The organism is Methylobacterium sp. 2A (assembly GCF_009806555.1).
GTDB lineage: Bacteria > Pseudomonadota > Alphaproteobacteria > Rhizobiales > Beijerinckiaceae > Methylobacterium.
This window is the reverse complement of sequence record NZ_VUOK01000061.1, coordinates 64,480-77,784: the sequence shown is the minus strand read 5'-3', so window position 1 is coordinate 77,784 and position 13,305 is coordinate 64,480. Positions and strand designations below refer to the sequence as shown.

At 71.4% G+C, this 13,305-nt stretch carries 14 protein-coding genes; 6 read left to right on the top strand and 8 right to left on the bottom strand.

The window, feature by feature from the left end:
- Positions 1 to 81: 81 nt before the first annotated feature.
- From FVE89_RS28145 to ileS, 4 genes are all read right to left on the bottom strand, one after another.
- Positions 82 to 1,491, bottom strand: a complete 1,410-nt coding sequence (locus tag FVE89_RS28145) for a pitrilysin family protein (protein WP_161393457.1) — start codon at positions 1,489 to 1,491, stop codon at positions 82 to 84.
- 158 nt (positions 1,492 to 1,649) lie between these two features.
- The gene (locus tag FVE89_RS28140) at positions 1,650 to 2,312 is read right to left on the bottom strand and encodes a hypothetical protein (RefSeq protein ID WP_161393456.1); all 663 of its coding nucleotides are present in this window, start codon (positions 2,310 to 2,312) and stop codon (positions 1,650 to 1,652) included.
- Positions 2,313 to 2,472: 160 nt separating this feature from the next.
- Entirely contained in the window at positions 2,473 to 2,985 is a 513-nt protein-coding gene (lspA, locus tag FVE89_RS28135) for a signal peptidase II (protein WP_161393455.1), read from the bottom strand.
- A gap of 253 nt (positions 2,986 to 3,238) precedes the next feature.
- Positions 3,239 to 6,205, bottom strand: coding sequence for an isoleucine--tRNA ligase (gene ileS, locus FVE89_RS28130; protein WP_161393454.1), 2,967 nt, complete (start codon positions 6,203 to 6,205; stop codon positions 3,239 to 3,241).
- Positions 6,206 to 6,536: 331 nt separating this feature from the next.
- Here ileS and FVE89_RS28125 point away from each other — a divergent pair, with 331 nt between their 5' ends.
- The gene (locus FVE89_RS28125) at positions 6,537 to 6,806 is read left to right on the top strand and encodes a hypothetical protein (protein WP_161393453.1); all 270 of its coding nucleotides are present in this window, start codon (positions 6,537 to 6,539) and stop codon (positions 6,804 to 6,806) included.
- Positions 6,807 to 6,824: 18 nt separating this feature from the next.
- Here the strand turns inward: FVE89_RS28125 and FVE89_RS28120 are convergent, their stop codons facing one another.
- From FVE89_RS28120 to FVE89_RS28110, 3 genes are all read right to left on the bottom strand, one after another.
- Positions 6,825 to 7,772 (bottom strand): DMT family transporter, encoded by a 948-nt coding sequence (locus tag FVE89_RS28120; RefSeq protein ID WP_161393452.1) that lies wholly within the window; start codon positions 7,770 to 7,772, stop codon positions 6,825 to 6,827.
- A 124-nt stretch (positions 7,773 to 7,896) separates the two neighbouring features.
- Positions 7,897 to 8,280 carry a hypothetical protein gene (locus tag FVE89_RS28115; RefSeq protein WP_161393451.1) on the bottom strand — a complete coding sequence of 128 codons (384 nt, stop codon included), beginning with the start codon at positions 8,278 to 8,280 and terminating at the stop codon, positions 7,897 to 7,899.
- A gap of 405 nt (positions 8,281 to 8,685) precedes the next feature.
- A complete protein-coding gene (locus tag FVE89_RS28110) occupies positions 8,686 to 9,528 on the bottom strand; it encodes an NAD(P)-dependent oxidoreductase (protein WP_161393507.1) in 843 nt (280 codons plus the stop codon).
- 88 nt (positions 9,529 to 9,616) lie between these two features.
- Here FVE89_RS28110 and FVE89_RS28105 point away from each other — a divergent pair, with 88 nt between their 5' ends.
- Both FVE89_RS28105 and FVE89_RS28100 read left to right on the top strand, forming a co-directional pair.
- Positions 9,617 to 9,838 carry an antitoxin MazE-like protein gene (locus tag FVE89_RS28105; RefSeq protein ID WP_161393450.1) on the top strand — a complete coding sequence of 74 codons (222 nt, stop codon included), beginning with the start codon at positions 9,617 to 9,619 and terminating at the stop codon, positions 9,836 to 9,838.
- Positions 9,835 to 10,161, top strand: a complete 327-nt coding sequence (locus FVE89_RS28100; protein ID WP_161393449.1) for a type II toxin-antitoxin system PemK/MazF family toxin — start codon at positions 9,835 to 9,837, stop codon at positions 10,159 to 10,161. The genes FVE89_RS28105 and FVE89_RS28100 overlap by 4 nt, the downstream gene beginning before the upstream one ends.
- A gap of 80 nt (positions 10,162 to 10,241) precedes the next feature.
- On the opposite strand, the gene FVE89_RS28095 is transcribed toward FVE89_RS28100, so the two are convergent.
- Positions 10,242 to 11,444: a pyridoxal phosphate-dependent aminotransferase gene (locus FVE89_RS28095; RefSeq protein WP_161393448.1), complete on the bottom strand. Its 1,203-nt coding sequence runs from the start codon at positions 11,442 to 11,444 to the stop codon at positions 10,242 to 10,244.
- Positions 11,445 to 11,610: 166 nt separating this feature from the next.
- Between FVE89_RS28095 and FVE89_RS28090 the strand changes: the two genes are divergently transcribed.
- From FVE89_RS28090 to FVE89_RS28080, 3 genes are all read left to right on the top strand, one after another.
- Entirely contained in the window at positions 11,611 to 11,835 is a 225-nt protein-coding gene (locus tag FVE89_RS28090; protein ID WP_246731218.1) for a type II toxin-antitoxin system ParD family antitoxin, read from the top strand.
- Between the two features lie 180 nt (positions 11,836 to 12,015).
- Positions 12,016 to 12,153, top strand: a complete 138-nt coding sequence (locus tag FVE89_RS31720) for a hypothetical protein (protein ID WP_348644742.1) — start codon at positions 12,016 to 12,018, stop codon at positions 12,151 to 12,153.
- Positions 12,154 to 12,219: 66 nt separating this feature from the next.
- On the top strand, positions 12,220 to 13,245 hold the full coding sequence (locus tag FVE89_RS28080; RefSeq protein WP_161393447.1) for an LLM class flavin-dependent oxidoreductase: 1,026 nt from the start codon (positions 12,220 to 12,222) through the stop codon (positions 13,243 to 13,245).
- The last annotated feature ends 60 nt before the right edge of the window (positions 13,246 to 13,305 follow it).

The window sequence follows — 13,305 nt, the reverse complement described above, 5'->3', positions numbered from 1 at the left end:
GGCGACGGCGGAGCGGGCCAAGGCTCCCGGACGGCACGCCCCGTCGCGGCCCCGAGCAGGGCCGCCGGGACGCAGCCGCGGTTACTCGGCGGCCATCGCGACGGGGGCGTCGGGATCCTGCGCCTTGGTCAGGTAGCCGGTGATCGAGCGGGCCGGGGTCAGCCAGCGCTCGGCGGCGCCCTTCAGCCGGTCCTGCGTCACCGCCTCGATGTCGGTCGGCCAGCGGCGGACCTCCTCGATGGTCTCGCCGATCGCCAGCGCCGAACCGTAGATGCGGGCCAGCGACGACTGGCTGTCCGAGGAATAGACCGTCTCGGCGACGAGCCGGGTCTTGGCGCGCTCGATCGCCTCGGCGTCGAGGGCCTCCGCCGGGGCGCGGCGCAGCACCTTGTCGACGGCCTCCTCCAGCTTCTCCAGGGGCACGCCCTCGGCCGGCACCGCGTAGACGGAGAAGCGGGTGTCGTCGATCGCCGAGCCCATGTACCAGGCGCCGGCATTCACCGCGAGGCCGCTCTCCATGACCAGCTTGCGGTAGAGGTAGGAGGTCGAGCCGCCGCCCAGCACCTCGGCCAGCAGTTCGAGGTCGTGGCAGCCGCCGTCGCGGGCGGTGATGCAGGACGGGGTCAGGTAGAGGCGCTGCAGGGTCGGCTGCTCGACCTTCGGGTCGGCCACCGCGACGCGGCGCAGCGCCTTCGGCTCCGGCTCCCGCGCCCGCACACGCTCGGGCCGGGCGCCCTGGGGCGCCACGCGGCCGTAGGTGGCCTCAGCGAGACGGCGGACCTCGTCCGGGGTCACATCGCCCGCCACCACCAGGATGGCGTTCTCGGGGGTGTAGAAGCGCTTGTAATAGGCCAGCGCGTGCTCGCGGTTCAGGCCCTCGATCTCGTGCATCCAGCCGATGATCGGGATCCCGTAGGGGTGATGCACGAACAGGCCGGCCGCCATCGCCTCGGACAGCTGGGCGGAGGGGTCGGTCTCGACCCGCATGCGCCGCTCCTCCAGCACCACGTCGCGCTCGGGCGCAACGACGGCGTCGTCGAGGACGAGGCCGCTCATCCGGTCGGCCTCGAATTCCATCATGGTGCCGAGATGGTCCCGGGCGACCCGCTGGAAATAGGCGGTGTAGTCGTAGCTGGTGAAGGCGTTCTCCTGGCCGCCGAGGCCCGACACCGCCTTGGAGAAGGCGCCGACCGGGTGCTTCTCGGTGCCCTTGAACATCAGGTGCTCGAGGAAGTGGGCGATGCCCGACTGACCGAGCGGATCATCGGCCGAGCCGTTGCGGTACCAGATCATGTGGGTGGCGACGGGGGCGCGATGGTCGGGCACCACCACCACGTCGAGGCCGTTGTCGAGGGTGAAGGCCGTCACCTCCGGTCCGCCCGCCTCGGACCGCCCGAACGGCGCGGCGTCGCCCCGGCCGGCGCTGGCGCCGAAGGCCGAGCCCGGACGCAGCGGGAAGAGGGGGGGCGTCGCCGTCCTGAACAGGTGCATTCCGCTTTCCTTCTGCCGGCCCGATACCCGACGCCGCGCGTCGGGACGCCTGTGCGGATCGGGGCCGTCCTGGTCGCCGGCGGGCAAGAACCGCACCGGGACGATCATGTCATGTTGCCATGCCGTGGCGCCGTTGCAACAGCGACACGGCGTTCCGGTTACTGCTGCGCGCGCTGGCGGAGGTAGGCCCCGGGATCGGACTCCTCCTTCTCGCGGCTGGCATTGTTGATCGGTTCGTTCGACGGCGGACGTGCCAGCTTCTTGGGCGACTGCCGGTAGCCGGTCGGCGGATCCGTCAGCACGTCGCGGCTCGGCTCCACGTCGGAGGGCTCGGCATTGGCGCTCTTGCCCTTGAGCAGTTCGAAGGGGCTGAGCAGGCTGTCGTCGCGGTTGTTGTCGCCGGGCTTGCGCTCGGCCTCGGTGGTCAGGCTCGCCCCGGCGCGGCGGCCGCTGCGCATCTCGTCCACGGAGAGCGTGGCGTTGTTGTCGTCGTAGCGGCCCCGGGCCTGGGTGCCCTTGGGATTGCGCCGCTCGACGGCCGCGCGCTCGCGCTCGGCGATCTCGGGATCCTTCGGCCAGGCGGTGCTGGTCGAGCGGGCCCGGGGCTGGGGCAGGGCCTTGCCGTCGAGCTTGGGCGGCATCACCAGAGGCGGGCGCTCGTGATAGTCGATCGGATCCTGGCGCTTCTCCAAAAGGCCGATCCCCGACAGGGCGTCGCGCATGAACTCGCCGCGCTCCTGCGCCTGGGCGCAGACCGACAGCAGCGGCGTCAGGGCGAAAGCGGCGGGGAGGAGGAGTCGAAGCCTGCGATGCCCGGTCATGCTGCCTCACGGGTTCCGGCCGGCGGGTCCGGCTCGAGGATGGCCGCGGCGCGGCCTGATCCGACGGGTCCCGGCCTGAGACCGGTTTCCGGCGATCGTATGGCGCCTTGACCACGGCAAGCGCGCGTGGGGCTGTCGCCCGGCCGCTGTGGTGCGCGCATCACAGCGGCGCCGCCGGATCGCCGGGCGTCGTTTCCCCCCGGCGCCGACCGGCCGGGACCAAGCTGTCGAGGATCAGGCCGATCACGCCGGCCACGATCGCCGCATCGGCGATGTTGAACACGTACCAGGACCAATGGCCCGCGTGCAGGTGCACGAAGTCGAACACCGCCCCGTAGACGGCCCGGTCGATGGCGTTGCCGAGCGCCCCGCCGACGATCAGCCCGAGGGCGACGGCCAGCAGCCGGGAGCCCGCCCGGCGCATCCAGAGCCCGAGGCCGAGGGCGGCGGCGAGCGAGAGGACCACGAGGAGCCACCGCCCGAGCCCGCCTTCCTGCTGGAACAGGCCGTAGGAGACGCCCCGGTTCCAGACCACCACGAAGTCGGCAAACGGCGCCAGCCGCCAGGGTTGGGTCAGCACGAGGTCGGTGCCGAGATAGAGGCCGAGCTTGGAGGCTTGGTCGAGGAGGAGGGTGAGCAGGAGGGCCGTGAGGCCGGCGCGGAAGGGGGTCATGCGGCGACCGCGCGGACGAGGGTGGAAACCCCCTCTCCCCGCGCGCGGGGAGAGGGCTTCGGCGACCTTGCCGTCGACGAAGCAAGGCGGCAGCCGGGGGTGAGGGGGCTTGGACGGAAGAGACTCATCCGGAGCCGCCCCCTCACCGCCGCTCCGGCTGCGCCTCCGCTTCCCGCCCGGACGACGCGGTCCGGGCGGGCCTCTCCCCGCAAGCGGGGAGAGGGGGGTGCTGCGGCGGCGGTGAGCACAGCCCTCACGCCGCGCTCGCCTCCGGATGCGCCGCATCCCACTCGCGCAGGGCCTGGGCGTCGCGGGGGGTGACGTCCGGATAATCCGGATCGCTGCCCACCTCCGGGCTGACCCGCCAGGAGCGGGCGCATTTGCGACCCTCGGCCGGGCTCGGCACCACGGCGACGCCGCGCACCTCGTCGAGCCGGAACGCATCCGCCGGGCCGTCGCCCGCCACCACGGTGATGGCGGAGGTGATGCAGGTATCGGCGAAGTCGCAGCCCTCCAGCGCCGCCAGCAGCTCCGGATCCGCGACATAGACCGTCGGCGCCGCCTCTAGGCTCGCGCCGATCCGCTTGGCCGCCCGCTCGATCTCCAGGGCGCCGGTCACCACCCGCCGCACCCGCCGGATTCTTTGCCAGCGCTCCGCGAGGGCGGGGTCGAGCCAGGCGGCCGGCGTCTCCGGCAGGGTCTGGAGATGCACCGAGCCGTCCTCGGACGGGTAGCGCTCGAGCCACGCCTCCTCGGCCGTGAAGGCGAGCACCGGCGCGAGCCAGATCGCCGCCCGCCGGAAGGCCTCGTCGATCACCTGAAGGGCCGCCCGGCGGCGCACCGAGGAGATCGGGTCGCAGTACAGGGCGTCCTTGCGCACGTCGAAGTAGAAGGACGACAGGTCGCCGGTCATGAAGCCGTTGAGCAGCGCCACCACCCGCTTGGTGTCGAAGGTCGCGTAGGCCTCGCGGATCTCGCCGTCGAGCTCGGCCAGCCGGTGCAGGATCAGCCGCTCCAGCTCCGGCATTTTTTGGAACGCGACGTCGTCGCCCGGTACGCGATGCGCCAGGGAGCCGAGCATCCAGCGCAGGGAGTTGCGCAGCTTCCGGTAGGTCTCGGCAAACGTCTTGATGATCTCCGGCCCGATGCGAAGGTCGTCGGTATAGTCGGAGGCGGCCACCCACAGGCGCAGGATGTCGGCGCCCGAATCCTTGATGACGCTCTGCGGCGCGACGACGTTGCCCTTCGACTTCGACATCTTCAGGCCCTTGCCGTCGAGCACGAAGCCGTGGGTCAGGACGATGTCATAGGGCGCCCGGCCGCGGGTCCCGGAGGATTCGAGCAGCGAGGACTGGAACCAGCCGCGGTGCTGGTCCGACCCCTCCAGGTACATGACCCGGTCCTGCCCGCCATCGCGGACGCGCGTGACGCCGGCGAGCCCCGGGAAAGCCTCCGGATCGTCCAGCACGAAGGCGTGGGTCGAGCCCGAATCGAACCAGACGTCGAGGACGTCGGTGACCTTCTCGTAGGCGGCCGGGTCGTGCTCGGGCGCCAGGAAGCGCTGCGCCGCATCGTCCCGGAACCACGCGTCGGCGCCCTCCGTGGCGAAGGCGTCGCGGATGCGGGCGTTGACGGCCGCGTCCTTCAGGATCTCGCCGGTCTCCCGATGCACGAACACGGTGATCGGCACGCCCCAGGCACGCTGGCGCGACACAACCCAGTCCGGCCGGTTGGCGACCATGCCGGTGATGCGGTTTTTGCCCTGCGTCGGCACCCACTGGGTGTCGTCGATGCCCTGGAGCGCCACCTCGCGCAGCGTCCGGTTGCCGAGCGAATCCACCGGCCGGTCCATGGCGATGAACCATTGCGGGGTGTTACGGAAGATGACCGGCTTCTTGGAGCGCCAGGAATGCGGGTACTGGTGGCGCAGCACCCCGCGGGCGACGAGCGCCCCGGCCTCCGTCAGCGCGGCGATGACCGCCTTGTTGGCGTCGCCCTTCTCGCCCTTGTCGGTGAGGACGCGTCTGCCCTCGAAGCCGGGGGCGGCCTTGGTCAGCGCGCCGTCGGCATCCACCGTGTAGGGGATGGTCGGGTCGATCCCGCGCTCGGCGAGCAGGCGGCCGCTCGCCATCCAGAGCTCGAAATCCTCGCGGCCGTGGCCCGGGGCCGTGTGGACGAAGCCCGTGCCGGATTCGTCGGTGACGTGGTCGCCGTCGAGCATCGGCACCGCGAAGCCGTAGCCGAGCGCCGCCAGGGGATGGGCCAGGGAAAGGCCGGCGAGCACGTCCGGGCGCACGTCGCCGACGCGCTCGAACGCCTCGACCCGAGCAGCCTTGAACACCGTGGCGGCAAGGCTGTCGGCGAGCACATAGGTCTGGCCGGGGGTCGCCCAATTGTCGGCCGGCGCCTCGGTGACCCGGTACAGGCCGTAGGCGATCTTCTTGGAATAGGCGACCGCACGGTTGCCGGGGATCGTCCAGGGCGTCGTGGTCCAGATCACCACGCGGGCCTCAGCGAGGTCACCCTCGGCGCCGGACACGATCGGAAACGCACAAAAGATCGTGTCGCTGACGTGCTCCTCGTACTCGACCTCGGCTTCAGCGAGCGCGGTCTTCTCGACCACCGACCACATCACCGGCTTGGAGCCGCGATAGAGCTGGCCGTTCATCGAGAACTTCATCAGCTCGTCGGCGATCACGGCCTCGGCCGGGTAGGCCATGGTGGCGTAGGGGTGGTCCCAGTCGCCGGTGACGCCGAGCCGCTTGAACTCTTCCCGCTGCACGTCGAGCCACTGGGCCGCGAAGGTCCGGCATTCCTGCCGGAACTCGATCACCGGCACGTCGTCCTTGTTGCGGCCCTTGGCGCGGTACTGCTCCTCGATCTTCCACTCGATCGGCAGGCCGTGGCAGTCCCAGCCCGGGACGTAGTTGGCATCGAAGCCGAGCGCCCCCTGGGAGCGCACCACCACGTCCTTGAGGATCTTGTTGAGCGCCGTGCCGATATGGATGTTGCCGTTGGCATAGGGCGGGCCGTCGTGGAGCACGAATTTCGGCCGTCCCTGGCCGCGGGCGCGCAGCTTGCCGTAGAGGTCGATCCGCCTCCAGCGCTCGAGGAAGAGCGGTTCGCGGACCGGCAGGCCGGCGCGCATCGGGAACTCGGTCTGCGGCAGGAACAGGGTCTTGGAATAGTCGCGGGTCGGCGCGGTCTCGGCGGTGGTCATCGGATCTCGCATCGGCGGTCGGGCCGGCAGCGTCGGGCCGGCGGAATCGGGTCGGGCGGCAGGAGGATCCCGGACCTCCGCGCGGCCACGCTGGAGCGGGCCCTCAGGCGGAGGCCGGGCCGGTAATTCGAATCGGGCGGCTGAAGCCGCGCAGGGCGCGCGAAGCGGGCATGTGGCGTTCTCTATCAGCCGCCCCGGCCCGAGGCCAGCGGCAGCGCGGATCACGCGCCCGTGACTTTGGATGGGACCAATCGCCGCCTGAACCGTTGACCGACACACCCTCCGCCCGCCGAGGCGGAGCCGACCCAGATCCAGCTCCGGGAGGAGACCCATGAAAAAGCTTCTGATCACGACCCTCGCCCTCGCGCCAATCGCCTTCGCGGGCGCCGCCCAGGCCCAGGGCACGGTGCGGGGTGCCCAGCGCGGCGTCGAGGACGGCTCGGCCGCGGCCGGCCCGGTGGGCGGCGTCGTCGGCGGGGCCGTGGGCGCGGCCACCGGCACGGTCGGCGGCGTGCTCGGCACCGATCCGGATCCGGCCCGCCGCGCCCGCGAGAACCGCCGCGAGGAGCGGATGGAGCGCCAGGAGCGTCTCGGCCGCTAAGCGTTCAGGCCGGTCGCCTCAGGCGGCCGGCCGCGCCTCCCGGCGGATCGTCTCCTGCGCCAGGAGATAGAGCCCCGAGCCGACCACGATCATGGCGCCCGCCACGGTCCAGCGGCTCGGCAGGTCGCCGAACAGCAGGAAGCCGAAGGTCACGGACCAGAGCAGCTGCGTGTAGATGAACGGCGCCAGCACGTTGGCCGGCGCCCTTGCATGGGCCAGCACCAGCAGCCAGTGGCCCAGCGTTCCGAACAGCGCGACGCCGATGAGCAGCGCCCAATGGCTCAGGCTCGCCGGGCTCGTCCAGATCCAGGGCAGGAGCGGGGCCATCAGCGCGAGGCCCGCGAGCCCCGTGTAGAACATGGTCGTGGCGGTCGAATCATAGGCCGCGAGCTTGCGCGTGATGATCGCGTAGAGGGCGTAGACCACGACGTTGGCGACGCAGAGCAGCACGGCCGGATGCATCCCGCCGACGCCCGGCCGCACGATCACCAGCACGCCGAGGAAGCCGACGCCGATCGCCATGAGCCGCGCCCGCGACGACCACTCGCCCAGCAGCGGCCCGGCGAGCAGCGCCACGGTGAGCGGCGCGGCGAACTGGATCGAGATCGTCTCGGCCATCTGCAGGTAGCGCAGGGCCAGGAAGTTGAGCGCCGTCGAGGCGAACAGCAGCAGCGAGCGGACGATCTGCAGCGGGAGGCGCCGGCTCTTCACCACGCCCGGGGTGCGCACCGGGTTGATGAACAGCGAGATCATGGCGACGCTCGCCGCGTAGCGCATGAAGGTCGTGACGAGCGGATCGACGCCCGCCCGCGCCAGCGTCTTGCCGCAGGCGTCGAGGCTCGCGAAGAACGCCACCGCCCCGCACATCAGCGCGATGCCGACGAGCCGCCGCCGTCCCGCCAGATCGGCCTCCGGGGCGGCGCGCGCGCTGTCATCGGTGACGGATGTCGCGACCCGCGTGCTCATAGCTGCCAAACCTCGTGGAGGCCGAGAGTCCTGCCACGCTCAAGCGCGCCCGGGTATCGGCCGGCGCGCAGGGGGACCATGCAGCCGGCACGACCTTCCGTGCCGGGCTGCCGCCGTGCGCGGCTCAGCGCTTGATTGCAGCCTTCTCGATCGAAGAGGCCGCTGAGGCGGTCTTGGTCGTCGCGACCTTGGTCGCCGGCTTGGCGGCCTTCCTGGGCGGCGCCGCACCCGCCATCAGGGCGGCGAGATGCGTCTGGTCGAGCCCCGAGGCCGGGCCGATCCCCGCTGTCGGCGCAGGCGCCGCCGGCGCGGGCGGCGGGCTCGCGGCCGCGAGCGGACGTTCGACCCGGCGCGGCTCGATCGATCCCGTCGCGACCGGGTCGGGCACGGCGGCCGCGGCGACGGAGATGGCGGATTCCCGCTGCACGCGCAGGGTCCAGTGGGCGGCGGTGGAGAGCACGGCGACCGCCAGGATCGCCTTGATGCCGCCGGTGAGCAGGGCTCGCATGGTCTCAGGCCCGAATGAACGCGGTTACGCCGGACCGGATCCCCGGCCCCAGCGCATCATCGCGCCGGAGCGTGAATGAAACCGCAATCGCCGGGAGGCACCCCGTCCCGGAACGGGTCAGTGTCAGACGGCCAGGGGCCATATTGATATGTGGGCCATGCGCCGGATCCGCGGTTCCTGTTCCCCGCGCGCCCGACACTCCTGCAGCGACTCGGCCCACTGAGCCTCACAGGAACGGTCCAGAGAACTGGTCCGGACCACCCCGTCACTGCCGGCCCCGCTGCCATGCAGGCCCGAGCGGGCTCGCGAAACCTTCAGGCGCATCGGCGGCCGGGGACAGCCCGTGTAGAGGGTGACAGCCGAGCCGGCAACAGAGGCAGGCCCGTTTCGAGCCCCCCGCGGCGATCAGCGCGCCGCGGCCTCCGCGGCGAAGCGTATCAGCGCGGCGATGTCGGTCTCCCCCGCCTCCCCGGCGAGGTGTCGGTAGAGGGCGGCATAGCCGGCAAAGACCTGGCGGCCGGCCGCGTCAGGCCCGAGGAAATCGGCGATCTCCTCCATCTCGGGCGCCCAGCGCGCGGCCTTCGGCGCCATGTCGGGCAGGCCCCTGGCGAAGCGGGCGAGGAGCGCCGGCTCGTTCTCGGCGAGTTCGGCGAGTAGGGCCTCGCCGGCTCCCGCGCGCCCAGCGGCCAGGATCATGATCGCGGCGAGCGCCGTCAGACCCTTGTTGAGGCCGGCATAGCTCATCTTCAGGCTGGAGGCGGCGCCGACGTCACCGGGGCAGACGCGCAGGTCGAGGCCGAGGTCGCGCAGGATCAGGGCTGGGGCCGTGTCGGAACCCGAGACGTAGACGCGCGGCCCCTTCGCGCCGGGCTTCGGCGGCAGGCCCAGGATCGCCCCGTCGAGGAACGGCGCGCCGGTCGCCGCGACGATCGCCGCGATGCGGCCGACCGTCTCCGGGCTGACCGCGTTGGCGTCGATGTAGACGGGCTTTTTCGCGGCGGCGGTGAGGGCGGGTGCGAGCCGGCGGGCCAGCGCCTCCGCGTCGGCGGGCGGCACGATCGAGAGCAGGAGGTCTGCGGCGGCGAGGTCGGACTCCGCGGCGTGGACCATGCCGGCAGCCTCGGCCCGAGCCCGGCTCGCCGCCCCACGCCCGTCGAGGGAGGTCAGCACCCGGGCGCCGTGCTCGGAGAGCCGGGCTCCGATGGCGCTGCCCATGGCGCCGGGGGCGATCACCGCGATGGTGGGCATGACGAGGCTCTCCAGGGCACGTGATACCACCATGGTAGTCAGCAAGGCCGCCAGAGCCTAGGATCCCGCACGATCGGATCCCCCGCCCATGACCCAGACCAAGCCGAGGGAAGGCTCACCGAAGGCCCTGCGCTATCACCGCATGCCGCAACGCGACGGCATGAAGCTCGTACGCCTCTGGGTGCCTGATCCGTCGAGGCCGGACTTCATCGAGGAGGCCGCCCGGCAAGCCGCGATTCTGAGGGGAACCCCCGAGGAAGCCGAAGCCCTCAACGTCATCGAATCCGCGTTCGACTGGCCCGAGCCGTGACGCGCGGTGATATCGTCACCGTCTCGCCGCCAGGAGCCTACGGCAAGCCGCGTCCCGCCGTCGTCGGACAATCCGACTGGCTCACCGGGACCGACAGCATCCTCGTCTGCCTCGTCACGAGCACGCTCCGCGACGCACCGCTCTTCCGGCTGACCGTCGAGCCGAGCCCCGCCAACGGCTTGCGAAGCACCTCGCAGATCATGGTCGACAAAGTTATCGCGTTGCCGCGGGCGAAATGCGGTGCCCTCATCGGCCGACTTGAACGCGACACCCTCGCAGCCCTGAACCGGATGCTCGCCATCGTGCTCGGCCTCGCCGACTGACGCAGCGATCTGGTTCCGCACACTCGATCCCGCGGGCGTGGAAACGCTCCGCGGGATGACCGACAGCGGGGCTCCTGCTTCTACCGCAGCGAGCCGCAGAACCGCTGGATGCGCCGGCAGGCCTCCTCCAGCACGGCGTTCGAGGTGGCGTAGGAGATCCGCAGGTTCGGCCCGAGCCCGAAGGCCGAGCCGTGCACCGCCGCCACGCCCTCGGCCTGCAGCAGCTCCATGACGAAGTCCTCGTCGGTCTCGATGGTCTTGCCGCCTTCCGTCTTCTTGCCGATCAGCGCCGCGCAGGACGGGTAGACGTAGAACGCGCCTTCGGGCGTCGGGCAGGTCAACCCGTTGGTCTGGTTGAGCATCGACACGACGAGGTCGCGCCGGCCCTGGAACGCCGCCCGGAACTTCGCGAGGTGATCCTGCGGCCCGTCGAGGGCGGCGACCGCGGCCCATTGCGCGATCGTGCTCGCCCCGGAGGTCTGCTGGCCCTGGACGAAGTCCATCGCCTTGATCAGCTTCTCCGGCCCGGCCGCGTAGCCGATCCGCCAGCCGGTCATGGCGTAGCCCTTCGAGACGCCGTTCATGGTCAGCGTCCGCTCGATCAGCTGCGGCTCGACCTGGGCCGGGGTGACGAATTCGAAGTCGCCGTAGGTCAGGTGCTCGTAGATGTCGTCGGTCAGGATGTGCACGTCCGGATAGCGCAGCAGCACGTCGGTGAGCGCCTTCATCTCGGCGCGCGAATAGGCGGCCCCCGACGGGTTCGAGGGCGAGTTGAGGACGATCCACTTGGTCTTCGGGGTGAGCACCCGGTCGAGCTCCCCCGGCTGGAGCTTGAAGCCGTTGGCCATGTCGGTGTCGGCGAAGACCGGCGTGCCGCCGCACAGGCCGACCATCTCCGGGTAGGACACCCAGTAGGGGCGGGGGATCACCACCTCGTCGCCGGGGTTCAGGGTGGCGAGGAAGGCGTTGTACAGCACCTGCTTGCCGCCGGTGCCCACGATGGTCTGCGAGACCTTGTAGTCGAGCCCGTTCTCGCGCTTGAACTTGCGCACGATCGCCTCGCGCAGCGGCACGATGCCGGAGACCGGCGGATAGCGGGTCTCGTTGCGGTGGATCGCCTCGATCGCCGCCTGCTTGATGTGCTCGGGCGTGTCGAAATCCGGCTCGCCCACCGACAGGCTGATGACGTCGACGCCGGAGGCCTTCAGGTCCCGGGCCTTCTGGGTCATCACGATGGTTGCGGACGGCTTCACCCGCGAGAGGACGTCGGCGAGGAAGGCCATGGCGTGCGGTGCTCCGGATTGTCGCGCTCGGGCGCCGCGGCTTTGCGGCGCGGCGGACCCTAGGCCGGGGACGCTGAGCCGGCAAGCGTGAGAGGCCGCGGCGGCGCGCCGGAGAGCGGTTTCTGCTATGATGCTCAGAGGCGGGACGGAACGAGAGGCCCTGCCGATGGGCGAGACGATCAGCATCACCCTGGCGCCGGACACGCTCCGGGCCGTGCGCGCCCTGCAGCGCCAGCGCCGGGAGACTGCCGAGCGGCTCGATGACATCCGCGCCCGCATCCGGCGATCGTTGGACGACCCGCGGCCGTCACGGAGCCTCGAAGAGGTCAGGGCGCACATCGACGCCCTGCATGCCGAGACTGTGAAGGCTCACCGGGATGCGGCGTCTTGAGGTCGTCTTCGGAGCGGAAGCCGAGACAGACCTGCTTCAGATCTATCGCTGGGTCTATGATGCGAGCCGCGATCCGAACGTAGCCGGTTTCTGGACAGGCTAATCGGCCGGTGTGAGCGCATCGGTGATGCGCCCCATGGCGGGCGCCCGCGCCATGATCTGGAGCCGGGCCTCCGAACCGTGCCGTTCGAGCGATCCGCCGTCAGTGCCTATCGGGTCGAAGCCGACCGGGTGACGATCACCAACGTGTTCTACGGCGGCCGTGGTTTCGAAGCGCTGTATCAGACCGCCGGGCCGGACGACGAGCCCGCACCGTGACGCGTCCGGACGGGCGCGGATCGCCATGCCCTCGCGCCGGCCGGCTCACACCCCCATCTCTCCCGCATGACTCCGCTCTCCGTCCTCGACCTCTCCTTCGTCAGCGCCGATTCGACCCCGGCGCAGGCACTGCACGACACCCTGGCGCTCGCCCGCCATGTCGACGGGCTCGGCTACCGGCGCTACTGGCTGGCCGAGCACCACGCGCTCCCGAACGTCGCGAGCCCGGCCCCCGAAATCATGATCGGCCAGATCGCCGCCGCGACCCGGAACCTCCGGGTCGGCTCGGGCGGGATCATGCTGCCGAATCACGCGCCGCTGATGGTGGCCGAGCGCTTCCGGGTGCTGGAGGCCCTGTTCCCGGGCCGGATCGACCTCGGCCTCGGCCGGGCGCCCGGCACCGACGGCCTCACCGCGCGGGCGCTGCGCCGCCGCGAGGCGCCGGGGCAGGGCGGCGGTGACGACTTCCTCGACCGCCTGCAGGAATTGCTGTTCTGGGATGGCGGCTTCCCGGAGGGGCACCCGTTCGCCCGGATCGCGGCGAGCCCCGCCGGCGTGCCGCTGCCGCCGCTCTTCCTGCTCGGCTCCTCGGATTACAGTGCCCGGCTCGCGGCCGAGATCGGCTGCGGCTTCGGGTTCGCGCAGCACTTCTCCGGCATGCCCGCCGAGCCGCCGATGCTCGATTACCGGAACCGGTTCCAGCCGACGCGCCTCGGCACGCAACCCCACGCGATCCTAGCGGTGGCGGCGATCTGCGCTCCCACGGACGCCGAGGCCGAGCGGCTGGCGTCCAGCGCCCGCCTCGCGACCCTGCGGCGGGAGCGGGGCGAGTACCGGCCGCTGCCGAGCCTCGCCGAGGCGCTGGCCTATCCGTATTCCGACGCCGAGCGGATACAGATCGAGCGCGGCCGCGATCAGCTGCATGTCGGCGGCCCGGAGACCCTGCGGGCCCGCCTCGCCGACCTGGTGGCGCGCACGCAGGCCGACGAGCTGATGATCGTCTCGGCGATCCCCGATCAGGCGGCGCGGCACGAATCCTACGCGCTGCTGGCGCGGGCCTGGGGTCTCGCCGCCACGGCACAGGCGGCCTGACGGCGGAGGGTCCGGGTTTCCAAACGGTTTCGGCCCTTTGGCGGGGTCATCGGGGCGGAG

Excerpts from the sequence above, each read along its gene's own strand:
- FVE89_RS28115 (WP_161393451.1), bottom strand. The coding sequence starts at position 8,280 with ATGCGAGCCCTGCTCACCGGCGGCATCAAGGCGATCCTGGCGGTCGCC.
- FVE89_RS28105 (WP_161393450.1), top strand. The coding sequence starts at position 9,617 with ATGACCCAGACCAAGCCGAGGGAAGGCTCACCGAAGGCCCTGCGCTAT.
- FVE89_RS28125 (WP_161393453.1), top strand. The coding sequence starts at position 6,537 with ATGAAAAAGCTTCTGATCACGACCCTCGCCCTCGCGCCAATCGCCTTC.
- FVE89_RS28110 (WP_161393507.1), bottom strand. The coding sequence starts at position 9,528 with ATGCCCACCATCGCGGTGATCGCCCCCGGCGCCATGGGCAGCGCCATC.
- FVE89_RS28095 (WP_161393448.1), bottom strand. The coding sequence starts at position 11,444 with ATGGCCTTCCTCGCCGACGTCCTCTCGCGGGTGAAGCCGTCCGCAACC.
- FVE89_RS28090 (WP_246731218.1), top strand. The coding sequence starts at position 11,611 with ATGGGCGAGACGATCAGCATCACCCTGGCGCCGGACACGCTCCGGGCC.
- FVE89_RS28140 (WP_161393456.1), bottom strand. The coding sequence starts at position 2,312 with ATGACCGGGCATCGCAGGCTTCGACTCCTCCTCCCCGCCGCTTTCGCC.
- FVE89_RS28145 (WP_161393457.1), bottom strand. The coding sequence starts at position 1,491 with ATGCACCTGTTCAGGACGGCGACGCCCCCCCTCTTCCCGCTGCGTCCG.
- FVE89_RS28120 (WP_161393452.1), bottom strand. The coding sequence starts at position 7,772 with ATGAGCACGCGGGTCGCGACATCCGTCACCGATGACAGCGCGCGCGCC.
- ileS (WP_161393454.1), bottom strand. The coding sequence starts at position 6,205 with ATGACCACCGCCGAGACCGCGCCGACCCGCGACTATTCCAAGACCCTG.
- lspA (WP_161393455.1), bottom strand. The coding sequence starts at position 2,985 with ATGACCCCCTTCCGCGCCGGCCTCACGGCCCTCCTGCTCACCCTCCTC.
- FVE89_RS28080 (WP_161393447.1), top strand. The coding sequence starts at position 12,220 with ATGACTCCGCTCTCCGTCCTCGACCTCTCCTTCGTCAGCGCCGATTCG.